This is a genomic window from Chitinivibrionales bacterium (assembly GCA_035516255.1).
Lineage (GTDB): Bacteria > Fibrobacterota > Chitinivibrionia > Chitinivibrionales > FEN-1185 > FEN-1185.
The window spans coordinates 99027-116586 of sequence record DATJAL010000027.1 but is presented as its reverse complement, the minus strand read 5'-3'; the positions used below and the strand labels follow the sequence as shown (position 1 = coordinate 116586).

At 57.7% G+C, this 17560-nt stretch carries 9 protein-coding genes; 8 read left to right on the top strand and 1 reads right to left on the bottom strand.

Going from position 1 to position 17560, the window contains the following annotated elements; all coding sequences use genetic code 11:
- Positions 1–9: 9 nt before the first annotated feature.
- The 8 genes from VLX68_08200 to VLX68_08165 all read left to right on the top strand — a co-directional run bounded on the left by VLX68_08200 (position 10) and on the right by VLX68_08165 (position 14878).
- Complete coding sequence (locus VLX68_08200) at positions 10–2571, top strand: hypothetical protein (protein ID HUI92213.1); 2562 nt, start codon at positions 10–12, stop codon at positions 2569–2571.
- Positions 2572–2819: 248 nt separating this feature from the next.
- Positions 2820–3092 (top strand): hypothetical protein, encoded by a 273-nt coding sequence (locus VLX68_08195; GenBank protein HUI92212.1) that lies wholly within the window; start codon positions 2820–2822, stop codon positions 3090–3092.
- 91 nt (positions 3093–3183) lie between these two features.
- A complete protein-coding gene (locus tag VLX68_08190; protein ID HUI92211.1) occupies positions 3184–5583 on the top strand; it encodes a hypothetical protein in 2400 nt (799 codons plus the stop codon).
- Positions 5584–5955: 372 nt separating this feature from the next.
- The gene (locus VLX68_08185; protein HUI92210.1) at positions 5956–7677 is read left to right on the top strand and encodes a PKD domain-containing protein; all 1722 of its coding nucleotides are present in this window, start codon (positions 5956–5958) and stop codon (positions 7675–7677) included.
- Positions 7678–7782: 105 nt separating this feature from the next.
- Complete coding sequence (locus VLX68_08180) at positions 7783–8085, top strand: hypothetical protein (protein ID HUI92209.1); 303 nt, start codon at positions 7783–7785, stop codon at positions 8083–8085.
- A gap of 754 nt (positions 8086–8839) precedes the next feature.
- On the top strand, positions 8840–9991 hold the full coding sequence (locus tag VLX68_08175) for a PEGA domain-containing protein (protein HUI92208.1): 1152 nt from the start codon (positions 8840–8842) through the stop codon (positions 9989–9991).
- A gap of 253 nt (positions 9992–10244) precedes the next feature.
- Positions 10245–14717: an SUMF1/EgtB/PvdO family nonheme iron enzyme gene (locus VLX68_08170; GenBank protein HUI92207.1), complete on the top strand. Its 4473-nt coding sequence runs from the start codon at positions 10245–10247 to the stop codon at positions 14715–14717.
- Positions 14718–14737: 20 nt separating this feature from the next.
- A complete protein-coding gene (locus tag VLX68_08165) occupies positions 14738–14878 on the top strand; it encodes a hypothetical protein (GenBank protein ID HUI92206.1) in 141 nt (46 codons plus the stop codon).
- Between the two features lie 384 nt (positions 14879–15262).
- Here the strand turns inward: VLX68_08165 and VLX68_08160 are convergent, their stop codons facing one another.
- A complete protein-coding gene (locus tag VLX68_08160; GenBank protein ID HUI92205.1) occupies positions 15263–17455 on the bottom strand; it encodes a response regulator in 2193 nt (730 codons plus the stop codon).
- Positions 17456–17560: the final 105 nt, after the last annotated feature.

The window sequence follows — 17560 nt, the reverse complement described above, 5'->3', positions numbered from 1 at the left end:
GGGCCAATCATGAAAAGCGTATTATCGTATTCAGGATTGAGCGCATGCTTGATCGCGGTCACTTTTTGCATGACCGGGCCCGTTTTTGCCGACCAGATCACTTCCACCCACGCGCTCCGCATTGTCAATCAATATAAAGGCACTTTCGCCTCCGCGCCATCGGTGATAAGCACCGACCAGACCACCGACGCGCCGCTGCTGGGAAACGGCGACGTGGGCGTCGCGGTCCTGAGCGGCATCTCCTCAATGACGTTCGTGATAGACAAGAACGAATTCTGGTCGCTCAACGACAAGGGCGTGAGGACCATGGCGAAAATGTCCCTTTCCGTCCCGTCAATGGCGGGCGCTTCCTATTCAATGACCGAGGATATTGCATTGGGCGAGGTGAACGGCACGTTCGGGCTGAACGGAGCCACCATCACCACAAAAACATGGGTGCAGGCAGACAATACGGTCATCAACAGGCTCATCACCAAATTCACCTACACGGGAAGCGGAACCAGGAGCGTTGCGGTTTCTTTTGCCCCAGGCGACGGGAACTCGTATCCCAATTCAACCGGCTCATCCGGAGACGTTCTCTCCATCGACGTGCGGGCGGACAATGTCGACAATGTCGGAGGATACGCCGCGCATAAGGCGCGGCTGGCCGCGCGGGTTATCGGTGCCGCCGGGACCGTCACCGGCAACACCCTTAATTTTACCTTGACATCAGGGCAAACCGTTTCGCTTGTCACCTGCATCATGAGCAACTACGACAGCGCCGGTTACCAGGCCGCGGCAATCAGCGGCGTGAGTGCGGCAACGGTAGGCGATATCGATTCATATTTGAGCACCCATCATGCCTGGTGGAACAACTTCTACGGCGCATCGTTCATCGAGATCCCGGACAAGGCCATCGAAAAGGAATATTACGCGTCGCTGTATCTTCTGGCAAGCAGCGCAAGGACCAACGAGGCGGCGCCGGGCCTGTTCGGAAACTGGGCGCTCAAGAACCCCGCGTGGAACGGCGATTACACCCTGAACTACAATTACGAGGCGCCGTTTTACCTGGCGTTCCCCACCAACCATGCCGAGCTCGCCGACTGCTACGACAAGCCCGTGATCGACTGGGCGGCCAACGGCCAGGCGCTCGCGGCCGCGAACGGCTGGACCGGCGCCTATTACCGCGTGCACATCGGGCCGCTGCCCGGCGGCAGCGCGGACACGAACCAGTGGAACCAGAAGTCGTGCGGTGCGTTCGCCGCGACCGACATGCTCATGCATTACTATTACACGCGTGATTTGACATACGCGAACAAGGTCTATCCGGCGCTCAAACAGGTCGCGACGTTCTGGCAGAACTACCTGTCGTGGGACGGCACGCGGTACGTGATCCTCAACGACGCCCAGCACGAGGGCAACGCGTATCCGCAGACCAACGGCGTCATGTCGCTGGGCCTGGTGCGGTTCCTTTTGCAGGGGTGCATCGACCTGAGCGCGGATCTCAACCAGGACGCGTCGCTTCGCGCGACCTGGCAGGACCGGCTGGGAAAGCTCAGCGCGTTCCCGACCTTCACCCGCAACGGCCAAACGGTGTTCCGCTACACCGAGATCGGGCTGGACTGGAACAGCGGCAACGCCATCGGCATCCAGCACATTTACCCCGGAAGCCAGATCGGCCTGGGGAGCGATTCAACGCTTTTGCAGATCGCGAAAAACATGGTGGGCCAGATGGCGCGATGGAGCGACGACAACGGCACGAACACCTTTTATCCGGCGGCAGCGCGCGTGGGCTATGACCCGGCCACCATTCTCACCCAGCTCGATTCCTGGATCGCCGGCCATACCTACCCGAACCTGCACATCCACACGGGCGGCGGCGGGCTGGAGAATTTCAATACCGTCCCGTCAACCGTGTGCGAGATGCTCGCGCAGTCGTTCCAGAACAAAATCCGGCTGTTTTCCGACTGGCCGGCAAACACGTACGCGAAATTCGGCGACCTCGCGGCGTACGGCGGGTTTCTTGTGTCGAGCGACATAGAGAAAAACGCGGTGCAATATGTGCGGATCGTCAGCAACAAGGGAAGAAACTGCACTTTTGTAAATCCGTGGCCGGGTCAGACATTGCGGGTTTACCGAAACGGAATCGATTCTGGCACGGTGTCGGGGGGCGAAATCACTCTGGTGACGGCGGTCAACGAAACCATCCATGTCGCACCGGACGGAACATCATATAATGAAATTCTGGCGAGGATGAGCTTACCGGCGGGAGCCGCCACTGGAATGGCGTTTGGCCCTTATAGAGCTCAATGTAAAGGATCGTTCAGCATAACAAAAGAAGGAATGCCTGCCAGGACAATAGTATTCAGCACGGTTGATAATGGGGATGACGCTAAACGCCTGGTCGCCGGCATTTATCGTTTGAACGGCAGTTTGATTAAGATGGTGTCCGCAAACGGCAATTCGGTCCGGTGGAATCTGACCGACGCCGCAAACGCACGCGTTCCGGCGGGGGCGTATGTCTGGAAAGTCAAGATTGAGCTTAAGGGTCGGTCGTTTATCAAATCCGGGACTCTTCTCATTGAGCGATGATGAAAGCCGTTCTTTTGGGACAAAACGGCAAAAGACAAGAAAGTCTTGTTTGCATGATCGTCCAGACCTCACCCCAACCTCCCCCTCCGAATCGGAGAGGGGCGTTTTAAGGAATTTACAAATACGCAATATTACCTTTTGCCGCGTTAGGCAGGACTTGGGATGATGACTCCCGTCAGGTTTTAAACGGCAATCGGTTTTTTTAGTAACTTTTAGAGAGCGGAGAAAACAAAACCGTAGTGTACCATATGCTGGCTACAATTCTTGTCTTTCTCCACCGCGTAAAGCTCGCGCTGCAGCTGACGGATCGCAAGCCACTACGTCACTCGGCGAATCATTGGTGTATCGACGTCAAGGAGGGGGTGTGGGTGCAGATCACCGCCGCCGCGCTTCTTGATAATGGGGACAAGGTATGCCGCGCCCATACAAACCTGTGCGGCGGCGGAAGCTGCATCCCAGGGGGAGACCTCCCCCCACAGATTGAATATTTTTTGGCAAATTTACAAGGCACGGTGCCGTGACCGGCAGGCGCCATGATTGCCATGCTGTATAAAAAAAACGTGAAGCCGCGGAACGCCCGCTTTTTCGGTTTTATTATAATGGAGGAAAAACATGAAACAGATTAATCAAAACAAGGTTCCATCAACGTCGATTCTGATTCTCATCGTTAATGCAAGCCTGTTATCGGCGGCGCCGGCCGCATTCTCGCTTGTCGCGCCCGACAGCGTCTGGCTGCAGACGCATTCGCCCGCGTTTATCTGGCAGGCAAGCAGCGGCGCCTCCCAGTATGACTTATGGATCGACGGCAAACAGGCCGCCACCGGAATGACCGGCGTGTCGTGCATTGCGCAGCAGCCGCTCGCGCCGGGACGCCATACCTGGTTTGTCAAGGCGACCGGCGGCGGTGCAACCGTCTCCAGCGCCGACACGGACGTCTTCATGGTCGAAACGCCGCCGCAGCATATGTGGGACTGCACCGACGGGTTCGAGCGCGGCGACCTCAACGACTACATTTCAGACGGCATCGCCATAACATCGAACGCGCTCGACGGCGCCCGCTCCGCGACTTACGCGACGCCGTCGTCCATGGTGATGCATTACGCGATGAACCCCGCGTTCACCAACGAGCAGGAGGCGGAGGCGAGCGTGCTGTTTTCCCTTGACGACCCAAACGCCGACGTGGGCGTGGGCTTTGCCGCCGAAAACGGCGTGTGGTGCTATGCCATACTCGACCGGGCGCACAACGCCCTGAACGTCGAGCGCCGCGCGACGTACTCGATTTTCCCGCACACCGAGGCGGGCTATACAAAGGCGAACTGGACCGAGCGCCAGGAAAACGGCTTCTATGTCTGGTGCGCCGATTCGCAGCCGCTGCCCGCGCTCGCGCAGGGAACAAAGTACCGCCTGAGATTCGACCTGTCGAACCGCCTGCCCTCAATGGGCAAGGCGGCGCAGGCGGTGCTGGAGACCGAAACCGGCACCGTGCTCAAATCGCTGCAGAGCATCCTCGACGACGTGTACGCCCCGCACCCGCTGTTCATCGTGAGGAACGGCGCAGCGCGCGCCGACGATTTCAGGTTCCAGCTCCTTGACAGATGGTCGTACAACTGGGTGCCGCACCAGGGGCCCCTCAATCCCGCCTGGGCGGGATTCAACCCCGCCGTGTGGCGCGACGCGAACAAGAAGTGGTGGCTCACCGCGCGCACCGACAACAAGATCCGCTGGAGCACCGACGGCGTGAACTGGTCCGACCAGACCGCCAACGCGCCGCCGGTGTCCATCATGGACCCGGCCACGCTCGGCGTCGCCGGAAACCCGTGGAGCGACGGCCGCACCTATCTTGCTTCCTGCGACGGCTGCTGTTACAACCCGGTGCAGATATATTATTCCACCGACCCGGGCAGCGGCGTGTGGACCAAGTGGGCCGAGCACGCGGGCCTGCCCGACTGCGGCCGCGAGCACGTGTTCCTTGACACAAAAGACTGGCCCACGCTTTCTCCCATCGCGTACAACGGCACGGCGTATCGGTTCCTCAGCATTCTCGAGGGCGACGTGGGCAAGGGCGGCAGCACCATGATCAAGCTGTCGAACGACGAATTGAACTATGTCAAGATCGAGTGCACCGACCTGTACGGCAACGCCGCCAACGCCGCGCTCGAGCAGCAGAACCAGTGGATGATGGAATGCCTCAACTCGGCCACGAGCAGCGCCGTGGCGCTCGACGGCGACATCAGGGTCATGGGGTTCAAGGACGGCATGCGCTACGAAAAGGCGTTCCCCCAGGAGATCATCCTCGACGGCAAGGCGCCGTGGAAGGTCAAGGCCATCCAGACCATCCCCGGGTTCCCGTATTACTGGGGCGACTGGCACAAGGCGCGCGACAAGGCGGGCGCGTCGTGGTACGGCGGCAAATACGAATGGCCGTCGTGCTTCGTGTGGGTGTCCGAGGAGAAAAAAATATACAGCTACTGGGGCGAGGAAAACACCATAAACCTCTCCACCGCGCTCGTGGTGCCGCAATTTTGCTGCGCCGCGCTTATGGCCGACACCGCGAACGTTTCGGGCGGCGGCCAGGTGGCCGTGGGCGCGACCATCTGGAATTACGGGGACGCCGACGGCATCGACACGGTGCAACTCACCAGCGACGGCGGCGTTGTCGACACGAAGATACTCAGCCTTGCCGCCAACACCGACACGGCAGTGGTGTTTTCGCTCATTGCGCAGGCGGCGGGGCCGCACGTGCTGTCCATTGACAATTGCAAAACGGCAATCCTCGTGACCGGCCCTTCGGCGGTCGCGGCGCCGGCAACAGGCGCGGCGTTCTTTCCCAAGGCGCCCGGGCCGTGGCTCTACAGAATCATCGACCTGCACGGAAAAACAGTACGCATGGCAAAGGCAGGCCGGCCGGACGTCGCGCCCGCACAACTGTGCGCAGGGTGCGCAAAGGGAGTGTATGTGGTTCAGGTGCTGGAGGAAAATAGGGTGATAAAGAGTTTGAAGGTGATGAGATAAAATCAAGTTCGATCTAAAAATCTTAGAGTTGATTAATGAGAACCGGTGCCGTGACCGCAGGCGCCATGATTATTGATGTGGCCACGAGACCTGCTGGGCTTCCCCCCGCAAATTGATTGTGCTTCAGTAAGAACTGCCGCCGCGGCGAAGCCGCGGAACGCCTAACCTATGTGGGCCCGGCTGTGTTTTTTATTTTTTTTGCAAATGTGACAGCCATCACATCTTGCTTTTAAAACCATTAGTATTTTAAAAGAGGTTGACAAAGGTATAAAAAAATTGTTGTGTGAAAAAAGACAGATACATGAATTTGCAAAGAGAAGTTTTTTCAACAAATCCATTCTTCATAAAACCCTTATCCATCAGAGGAGCAATATGAGACCATCAATTTGGAAATCCGCTCTTACCGTATGCGGCCTGGCATTCCTTGCCCATGCCACGCTGTCACAACAGGACGCCATGCAAATTGCCCAGCAGGAAATCCAGAATACCGTAAAAGTGTCCACCTGCGGCAGATGGACGTCTCAAACGCAAATAGCCACGGCCTATCCGATTTACATAGACGGCATAACAGGTATCTCATACTACGAATGCAAGGCAACGACTAATGGGGTCGATGCGGGTTATGTACTGGTCAATGTAAATCAAACCGACGTCATTATTGTTGAAAGTGCTACGATAGGGAAGACGCTGTACGAACAATTTCAAGCAATGCTTGGAAGCACGAACTTTATCGTTTGTCGTTACAACGATGTGTGCTCGGCGGCTTTAGATCCGACCAGCAAAAACGTGCTTGCTACCATGGGATTTCCCAATCCCAACCAACAAGGCTTGGCAAAAACCGCGGCTGCCGCAGCCACTTCGGCCATCACAAACTTCCGGGCAGCTTCCCAAAAGGCCGGGTGCCAACCTAATTATCCGCCTTCCTTTATCAAACAATACTACAGCGACAGCACTAAAACCGTTTTAGGGAAAATTGCGGCCGCCACCACGGATTTTTGCCAATTGAAAAGCAGTTACTCCTGTTCCGGATACCCCCCTTGCAATAACACGCACCCTACTTTGGCAAATATCCAGACTCCGCCGTGGAACCAATATAATAAGAGCGATGGCGCATTCAACGGGTGCGGGCCGGTGGCGTGGGCAATTGTGTACGGTTACTGGAAGCAATTTAAAGGAAAGGACAAGCTCTTTCCGGGCCTTGCAAATCTCAATGGGGATTATTGTATGGAGAATAATACCTGTTCCGGTTCTCCCACCACAATCCCCGCCCTCGATCAGCCCGTCTATAATTGCATGGATATTTGTTCCGGCAATATGGGAACGTTTGAAATCGGGAATTCAAGCGCAACACTGCCGTTTAATATGGGAGAAGGAGTCTGGTACGCGCAAAATTTGGGATACGAAGTAACATGCACGAATAATACCGCCCCGACCAATCTTGATGAGATAAAATCAAATATAAGCAACGATCAGCCCGTCATTATCGGCACGGACGACAATTTCTGGTCAACCGCTTTTGGCGCTCCGGGAGGAATTCCGGACCACTATATTGTCGCCGAGCAATATTTACGATGCAACAAGACGGTTTATATTCTCGGCCAGCAAATCGCGTCCTATGCCTCGTCAATAAAATTGTACTGCAATTACGGGTGGGGAGGTAATTACAAATGGCTCACCTGTGTTCAAAGCGCGATCGGGGTCCCGGGGGCCGTTAATTGCTACACTACCTGTGCCATCAATAATTATTATACCGTCGATTTCTACGCTACGAAAGTTTCCGGAACAATTCCATTTACCGTCACCTTTAATCTGACGAATAATCTGTTGTCAAGCGTCGATCCTATTTGGAAGGGAAAGCTTCCTTGTTTAAAGTGGGATTTTGGCGATGGCGTCATCGTGACCGGACAAGACACGCAGACGCCGCCGAATGTCGTGACATTCACGCATAAGTATGCGAAAGCCGGCAAGTATACCGTCGCCTTATATGCAAGCGACGCCGGATGCGGAACGGGCTGGCAAATTACCGTCAATAAACCAAATTATATCCACGCGTACCCCGGCACGGCCCCCTATGCCGATCTGCTTTTGAAATAGAATGGAAAGACAGCTAAAACAAATATTAAGACAAAAGGAAACCATGATTATTGATTGAAAATCGGAACCGTTATTTTTTCACCTTAAACAAGATGGAGGTTTTTTATGAAACGTATTCTTCTTTGTGCAATGGTCGGGGTCATTCTGGCTTTTTCCGGTTCCTTTGCGGCATGCGGCTCTAATAATCTGTATACCGGGACCGTAAATTGGGTGTATCAGAATGCCAATTCAAATGATTTTTGTTTCGGGTTGTCGGGTTGCTCTGATACGTATATCATTTCCACCACGAATACCACGCTGCAGAATCAGCTGATTGCTTTGCTGATCATGGCGAAGACGGCAGGATTCAACGTGTGCGTAAATTACGACGCTTCAAATAACGTGATAGGAATACAGGTCGCTAATTAGTCGTACAATTTTTCGCCGACGCAGGAAGCCCCATCCGTTTGTGGGGCTTTTCTATTTTTCCGTCTTGCAGCGGCGATTCCTCCTGCCTCGGGAAGCGGCACTGAAGACGGTAAAAAAGCGTGCTTGATGTGCGGTTGGCGTAATAAACGATGATTTTTTCAACAGCCTGTTAGGCAGGACCGGAGGCCTTGCTGACAGAAAGGCCCTGGGCACAAACCTGCTAGTTTCGGTATGCGGATGAGACCTTGTTTGGAATCGGCAGCTAACATCCTCCCCGGGGGAGGCTTGGAGGGCGATACAATCGCATTTTCCTTGCCGGGTCTAAGGGCCGGTGAGGCCCTTCCATATCTTGAATTTGTATTTGCATTTTCGTTTTCTTAACCCTAAATTACCCGTGCAAATTGTCTTCCCGCCCGGGCATGACGCCCAATTAGGCGCATGATATCCTTTTTGACCTATCATTTCGTCCCCAAAGTATATCCTACATGTCAAAATGCTACGCTGTATGCTTTTCTTATTAAATGTTGTCGCATTTCACCGCCCTCAATCCGTCCTGCCGACCTGCCCTTTTCCCATCAAATCAACAAATCCCCACATTATACCATCCCTCCTCCCCAATGTCAACGAAATCCATTTCGCCGTCGTAACCCCCATATCCACAGGTCAATGCGTCATTTTTCTCTTCTTTTTTTTGTAACATCGTGGTATCATTAAGTATCAAAAAATCCATTATCATTCTTTACCGGGAACCGCTTTGAACAAAACAGCCGCATTCACTTTATTTACCGGCCTCCTGACCGTGACCCTGCTTGCCGAGTCCAACAAATACACCATTGCCGTGACCGACCTTGTGGGCCAGGGCATTGACCAGTCCACGGCGGCCATACTTTCGGACCGGTTGCGCACCGAGCTTTTCAAGACCGGTTCGATCACGGTGCTTGAGCGCGGGGTGATGCAGGACATTCTCAAGGAGCAGGGGTTTCAGCAGACGGCGTGTTCGGCCGACTCGTGCATCGTGCAGGTGGGGCAGTTGCTCGGCGTGTCGCACATGATCAGCGGCACCATCGGCAAGCTCGAAAAGTTGTACACGCTCGACATCCGGATGTTCGAGGTGTCGTCCGGGAAAATCGTGTATTCCGAGAGCGTGGACTGCGAATGCCCGATTGAAAAGGTGATTACCGGCTCGATACCGGTGGTCGCGAAGAAGATCGCGCGGCACATTACCAATCCGTCGCAGGACACTGCCCAGATCGCGGCCCCGGCGGAGCAGCCTGCTGAGCCCGCAGCACCGCCGCCGCCTCCTCCTCCTGTCAAGCATTTTGGCGGGCTCAGCGTTGCGAGCGTTCCGAGCGGCGCGCAGGTGATCATCAATGGTTCTGCAGCCGGCGAAACGCCGTTTGCGACCGAGAAACTCGAGGCCGGGCCGTATCATCTCAGGCTCGACATGCCTTCGTACAAGTTCGTCGACGATTCGGTGGTCATTGCCGAGGGAAAGGTTGAAAAAAGGGAATTCACGCTTGAGCACACGGTGACGTGGCGCGATTCGGTGGCCGCGGCGCGGCGCGACTCGCTGCGGAGAATTGCATCTGTCAAGCCTGTGGTGAAGGCTGAAAAAGAGAAGCAGCGGAAGAAAAGCCCCGCGGTCAAGATCACGTTCGGCGCGCTTTCGCTGGTTTCCGTGGCGGCCGGCGTTTACATGGATTTTCTGGTGCAGGAGCAGGTCAAAAAGGCAAACGGCCTTAAAAGCGATTATGCCAAGCTGGCCGACAATACGCAGTATCCGTATTATTCTTCGCAGATCAAGCAGAACACCGACAACGCGAACGCGTTCCAGCTTGCCGAATATATCTGTTACGGGCTTGCCGGCGCGTTGGGGATCGGGTTCGTGGTATCGCTTTCGTTTTGAGAAGGATTATTCATTAAGTTGTAGAAAACATCCTTGCAAAGGCGCCGAGGACGCGGAGAAATTGAAACAAAGTTGGAAGTTGGAGGTTGAGCGTTGAAAGTAAGAAAACAAATAATCGGCCTCAAACCTTCAACTTCCAACGTTAAACTATTCATGTTCTCTCTGTCTTGTGTTCTTTGCGCTCTCCGCGTCTCTGCGGTGAATTTTTAAGAACAAGTCGGGTCAAAATGGTTTTGGAAAGTATTGTGCTCCCATGATAAAAAGAAAAAATATTCTCTATGCAATTGCCGGAACGGCAATCCTGTTCTTCGGCTGCACCAGGATTCCCGGCGACCTGGGAACGCTATCCTACAACAACGTGGACCGCCACATGGTGTTCATTTCCGGCGGCGCGTTTCAGATGGGGGAGTCCGACTTTTCCGATGCGGTGCCGCTGCACCAGGTCACGGTCTCGCCGTTCTTTATTGACAATGCCGATGTGGTGCAGGCCGATTATCAGGCGCTCATGAGCGTGAACCCGTCGTATTACAACGACGATTCGCTCATGCCCGTGGTTTCCGAATCGTGGTACGACGCGGTGCTGTACTGCAACGCGCGGAGCAAGCACGAGTTTTATGATACGGTGTATTCATTCAATTATATCCACGGAACGCCCGGCATCGGGTGCGACAGCCTCGGCGGCCTGCTGATTGACTATTCGAAAAACGGGTACCGGCTGCCCACCGAGGCGGAATGGGAATATGCCTGCCGCGCCGGAACGGTCACGCGCCGCTACTGGGGAAATTCCATGGACCATAATTTTTGCTGGGACTCCGCGAACAGCGGCGGCATGCCCCACCGCGTTGGCCAGAAAATCCCCAACGATTACGGCCTTTACGACATGAACGGCAATGTGCTGCAATGGTGCGACGACTGGTACGCCGCGTATCCGTCGGTGAGCCAGACCGATCCCACCGGCCCGTCAACCGGCGTCAAGCGTGTTCTGCGCGGCGGCTCATGGTATTCGCCGGACCGCGTGGTCAGCTCAGGGAGCCGCTGGAAAGACAGCTCGTCCAACCGGTTTTCCGATTGCGGGTTCAGGTGCGTGCGCGCCAACTCACTCAATGCGCCCGTTCCGTATTCACCGGCCAACGGCGCGACCGGTCAGTCGCAGAGCCTCACCCTGTCGTGGGGGACGGATTCCGGAGCGGTGTGGTATCATGTGCAGTTGTCAACGAGCGACTCCTTTGCCACGCTCATCGTTGACGATTCGAACCTGACCTCCACGTCGCAGGCCGTGTCCGGCCTTGCGGCCAATACGGCGTATTACTGGCGCGTGCAGGCGAAGAACGCGACCGGCGCGAGCAGGTTCTCGAGCCCGTGGAAATTCACCACCGTGCCGGCAACGGCGCTGCCGGCGCCCACGCTCCTTTCGCCCGCCAACGCGGCGGCTTCGCAGCCGCTGGTGGTCGCGCTTTCGTGGACGACGGTGACCGGCGCGACCGGCTACCACGTGCAGGTGTCCACGGCCGTTTCCTTTTTGACAATAGTAACCGAGGATTCCCTGCTTGCCGCGCCTTCCAAGACCGTCGGGAACCTTGCGGCCGCAACGCTGTACTACTGGCGCGCGCGGGCGAAAAACGCAAACGGGCCCGGCGCATGGTCTTCGGCATGGAGTTTCACCACCGCCGCGGGCACGCCGGACACCATGAAATTCATCGGCGGCGGCACCTTTGCCATGGGCTCGAGCGACCCACTGGATTACAACGCCTCGCCGCCGCACCTCGCGACGGTCTCCTCGTTCTACATCGACAGCGCGCCGGTGACGCAGGGCGACTATCTGGGCCTTATGGCAGTCAACCCGTCGAATTTTTACGGTTCCGGCCTCAGGCCCGTTGAGCAGGTCACGTGGTTCGACGCGGCGCTCTACTGCAACGCCCGGAGCAAAAGGGACAAAAGGGACACGGTGTACTCGTTCACCTCCATCACCGGCCGGGCCGGCGACGGCTGCTCCGGTCTGGGAAACCTTTCAATTGATTACACCAAAAACGGGTACCGGCTGCCCACAGAGGCGGAGTTTGAATACGCGGCCAGGGCGGGAACAACCACGCCGTATTTCTGGGGCAGCGACACGCTCACGGGGAAGTCGTATGCGTGGTGGAAGGGCAATTCGCTCAATAACACCCAGCAGGTTGCGTCAAAGCTTCCCAACGGATGGAACCTGTACGATATGAGCGGCGATGTATGGGAATGGTGCAACGACTGGTTCGGCACGTATCAGTCCGGCCTCCAGTCCGATCCCACGGGCGCGGCCGTCGGCACCAACCGCGTCATGCGCGGCGGATCGTGGCGCGACAGCGTCGGCACGCTGCGCTCGGCGTTCCGGTGGAGCAACATGCCGGGCGCGACGCTCAACAGCTACGGGTTTAGGTGCGTGCGGAAATATTTTGCTGCCGCCGGGCCCCAGGCGCCCTCGCTTGTTTCCCCGGCGAGCGGCGCGGTCTCGCAGCCGCTGGCGCCCGCGCTTTCATGGTCATCGGTGGCCGGCGCGACGTCGTACCGGTTGCAGGTGTCAACCGACAGCACGTTCGCATCAGTCACTATCGACGATTCTTCGCTTGTGTCGCCCTCGATGACGCCCGACACGCTTTTGGGCGGGGTGAAATATTTCTGGCGGGCAAGGGCGCAGAACGCAAGCGGCGCGAGCGCCTGGACCACCGCGTGGAGCTTCACCACGGTGATGCCGGCGCTTCCCGCCGCGCCCGCGCTTGTTTCTCCCGTCGGCGGCAGCACGGGGCAGCCGCTCTCGCTCACGTTTGACTGGGCAAAGGTGAGCGGCGCGGCGACCTATTACATCCAGGTGTCCACCAACGCGCTGTTTACCACCGTCACGTTCCAGGATTCCACGCTGACCGCTGATTCCTTTCCGGTGCGCGGGCTTAGCGCCAACACGGTGTACCGCTGGCGCGTGCGCGCCAAGAACGCGGCCGGCGCGGGCGCGTGGTCAAGCATAGTGAGCTTTTCCACCGGCACGGGCTTGCCGCCGTCCGCACCCGTCTTGAACAGTCCCGCGAACGATACGACGAATTTGTCCCGCAAAGGGATCGTCCTTGCCTGGTCAACCGTCACCGACGCGGTTTCATACGAGGCGCAGGTGTCGGGCGACAGCCTTTTCTCAAAATACGTTGTTGATGATTCAACCCTCAGTTCCGCGTCAAAAACCATTGATTCGCTCCCGGGGTCCGTTCTCAAATATTTCTGGCGCGTGAGGTCGAAGAACGCGAACGGCGCGAGCGCGTGGACCAGTGTATGGAGCTTCACCATCAGCGCGGCGGCGCTGCCCACGCCGGTGTTGAGCGCGCCGGCCAACGGGGCGACCTTCATATCGTCGCCGGTGACCCTTTCCTGGTTGATCGTGCCCGGCGCCGCGACCTATCATGTCCAGGTGGCCTCCGACAACCTGTTTTCCTCCCTGCTCAGGGACGATTCTGCCTTGACATCTGCGACGACAACGGTCAACTTCCCGCCGGTGCCCTTCCTCGTGTACTGGCGGGTTCAGGCGCAGGGCGCGGCCGGCGCGAGCGCATGGTCGCCGGTGTGGATTTTTTACGCCAACGGGACCCTTTCGGCGCCGGGACTGGACGCGCCGGCCAACGGGACCGCGGGCATGCCGCTCACCGCCGCGCTTTCGTGGTCCGCCGTGAGCGGCGCGGCGAACTACCATGTCCAGTTGTCAACCAGCAATTTGTTCACGGCGCCGGTTGCCGATGATTCGACCTTGACAACAACGACAAAAACGGTTTCGGGCCTCGCGCGCGGCACCACCTATTACTGGCGCGTGCAGGCGAGGCAGCAAAACATCACGAGCTCGTGGACCGCAGCGTGGAGCTTTACAACCACAACTAATACCGTACCGTGGGTCACCAAAAAAAGCATGCCCAAGGGCATGCTGGCCTCGGCCGCGGTCGTCGGCGACAAGATATATGTGATAGGCGGCTATTACGACACCAACTCGATGAACGTGCTGCAATACGACCCGGCGGCCGACTCCTGGAACGTTTATGACACCCTTGACATCAACAGGTCGCCCGCCGCGGCCGCGGTCAACGGCAAGATCTACGCGATCGGCGGCGGCGACATCAAAACAGTCGAGGAGTACGATCCCGTCGCCAAGACTTGGACCTTGAAGGCGGACATGCCGACGCAGCGCGGGCCCGCCCTGGCCGTGATCGATTCCACCATTTACGCGGTGGGCGGATACAATTCGATTTCGGGTTCGCTCGGTACCAACGAATCATACAATCCCTCGGCCAACGCCTGGACGCAGCTGACCGACATGACGCCCCGCAACAGCACGCCGGTTGCCGCGGCCAACGGAAAGGTGTATGCCATCGGCGGCGAATACTGGCCCAGCACGCCGCTGGACCTGGTGCAGGAATACGACCTGGCCGCCAACGTGTGGAACGCGAAGACCGCCATGCCCACCAAGCGGACGCGGGCCGGGGCCGCGACGGTCAACGGCAAGATCTACGTGATGGGCGGCACCGACGACGTGAGCGATCTTGCCAAAGTGGAATGTTACGATCCGTCAACCGACTCGTGGACCACCAAGGCGAGCATGCCCACGCCGCGGTGGGGCGTTGACCTCGTGGTGGTCAACAACAAGATCTACGCCATCGGCGGCGTGCAGGGGGCAAACGGATACATGACGACGGTTGAGGAGTACGATCCTTCGCTTGATCCGTGATAAATTTAAAATAGAAAGCCATGGCGTTCCCCCATAATAAAGGCTGGGTCACACGATCCAGCCTTTATTATGGGGTCGGCCGTCCTTCCGGTCTCGGGCCCGCCCTCGGGCTGCCGCGCGAAGCCGCCGACGCGGCGGCAAAATTCAAGCCTGTCAACTAGCACAATGGCGCCGACCAAGTATTGATTAATAGGATAACCTCACCCCGGCCCTGCGGGCCGCCTCTCTCCCGCAGGAGAGGGGGACGCTTATATTCTCCGGTTCAACCCGGGGCGGTGCCCCGGGCTATAACTATGCAGCCACTTCGTGGCGGTTTCAATAACTAAAATGAAAGTTCGCCTTGGTAATCGGTCGCTTCAAGGGTGCGCCCAGCGGGAGGTTCGGGCTTGCGGACGCCGGTACCCGGCCGCACCCAGGAGGGGGTAGCGTAGGACCGGGCGTGCTTAACGGGTACGAATCTGTTGAAAAATGGTGGAGCGCGACCTGGCCGGAGCGAGGGGGAAACTTTCCCCACGAGATGATTTTATTTTATAAACTTGGATTATTTACTTCTTACTTGGGGCGCCTTCAACAGCCTGGCTTACCGCGGCCACCAGCCTCTCCAATGTAAACGGTTTCTGGATATACCCCCGTATCCCCGGCATCCTGATGATCGAGGCCGTGTCGCCCACCATGAACCCGGTGGAGAAAATGGCGCGCGCATCGGGATTGACGGCGCGCAGGGCAGAGAAGCAGGCCCTGCCGTCCATGATGGGCATGTTCATGTCGAGCACGATGCAGTCGACATTCCCGTAGTTCTGGCGGTACCACTCCACGGCCTTCTTGGGGTTGGTGAACGAGGTGGTGGTGTGCCCTTCGCCGGACAGGAATTCCTTGACAAACTCGCATATCATGGGCTCGTCGTCGACGACCATCACGTGCAGGAGGCGGCCCTTTTTTTTCGACACGGCCGGCGCCTTTTCGGCGGGCGCGGGGCTCGCCGCCTGCGGCAGCCAGAGCGTCATGGCGGTGCCCTTGGCGACCGTCGACTCCGCCTCGATGAACCCGCCGTGGCGCTTCACGGTCCCGAACACGCTCGCGAGCCCGAGGCCCGTTCCCTTGCCCGGCTCCTTGGTGGTGAAGAACGGCTCGAACAGGTGTGCCTTGACATTTGCGTCCATGCCCGTGCCCGTGTCGGACACGGAGACCGAAACGTACTGGCCCGGCACGATGGTGTAGGGGCGTTTTGCCGCGAACACCTTGTCGATCGAGACGCAGGCGGTGGAAAAGGTGAGCGTGCCGCCGTCGGGCATGGCGTCGCGCGCGTTGATGGCGAGGTTGAGGAACGCGCTTTGCAAAAGCGACTGGTCGCCCTGGATCACCGGGTTGAGCGCGGTGAGGTTCTTGGCGATCACGATGCGCTTGTCGATGCTGTGCGACAGGAGCGCCGCGACGTCGTCGATGAGGGTGTGGATGTTGAGCGGCTTCACCTCGTAGGCGCCCTGCCGCGAGAACGCCAGCAGCTTGCGCACGAGGTCGGTGGCGCGGTCGCCGGCATTGAGGATCGCGGTGGCCTGTTCCTCGACCTTCGGATCGCTGGCCGCGCCGCCTTTTTCGCGGTTTTCGAGCCTGATGAGGCTCGCGTATCCCATGACCGCGGACAGGATGTTGTTGAAATCGTGCGCCACGCCGCCCGCGAGCAGGCCCACCGACTCCATTTTCTGCGACTGCCGGTACTGCTCCTCGAGGGCCTTCTTTTCCGTTACGTCAATCATGCACATGCGCATGCCCGTGATTTTACCTTCCGCGTGCACCTGGTCGCACTGGAGAAGCACCCTGAGCGTCTTGCCGTCCTTGCGCACGATCCTGAAGTCGTGCAGCGGAAGGTGGCTTCCGGCAAGGATCGCGCTAAAATCGCTTTTCGCCTGCTGCCGGTCGTCGGGATGAAGCAGGTCGAGCACGGTATGCTCGCGGTCGAACTCGCCCTGGGTGAAACCGGTCAGTTCGTATCCCGACCGGTTGAAGAACGAAATGACCAGGTCGCGGTCCGCTTCGCAGATGCCCACCGGTAGCATGTCGGCCGTCTCAAAAAAACGCGCGTCGCTGGCGCGTTTCTCGGCGTCGGCCTTTGCCATGGCGTTGCGGTACCCGCGGTGGAGCACGAGCGTGAAGATCACGGCAAGCGCCAGCGCCATGAAAAACGAGGTCGAGACGTCGGCCATGCGTTCGAGCTCTGAAGAATATCCAACGATGATCTCGGGATTGGTGAACTCCAGGATCATGAGCAGCACCACGTCGATGAGGTACATGCCCAGGGTGAGAATGCGCCCCACGCCGCTGGCGAACACGAGAAAAATAAGGGGGCAGATGAGAAGGAACAGCTGCGTGCCGCCGCGGCTTCCCGCGTTGAAAATCCACACCACCGAAAGGAGGGCGACCAGCGTGCCGGTTGCCGGGTACACCAGTTTCGTGTACGAAACGCCGCGCCAGGACAGGTACCAGAACAGGGCGAACAGGAGCGCGGCAAGCAGGGTGCCGATCTGGAGGACCATATTAAACTTGAGCAGGGCATTCTCGACAAACGCTAAAAGGGCGGCGCAGCCGCAAAGGATCTGCACCCAGGGAAAAAGCCATTCCTCCAGGTTCTTGCTCGGGCTGCTGCGGGTGACAAAATGCGATATTCTGCGGAGAATATCCATGAGACCGGCGTGCTCGACGTCCGGGCCGTTCTTGGTTTTGATGGAGGTGGAATTGCTCATCAGGTGAAGCTGATATAATGATAAAAATGAAATACAATACTATATAATGATTCCAAATTGTACTACTTCGGGAGCGGTTTTTCAAGGCCGGAGTAAAGGAAATCG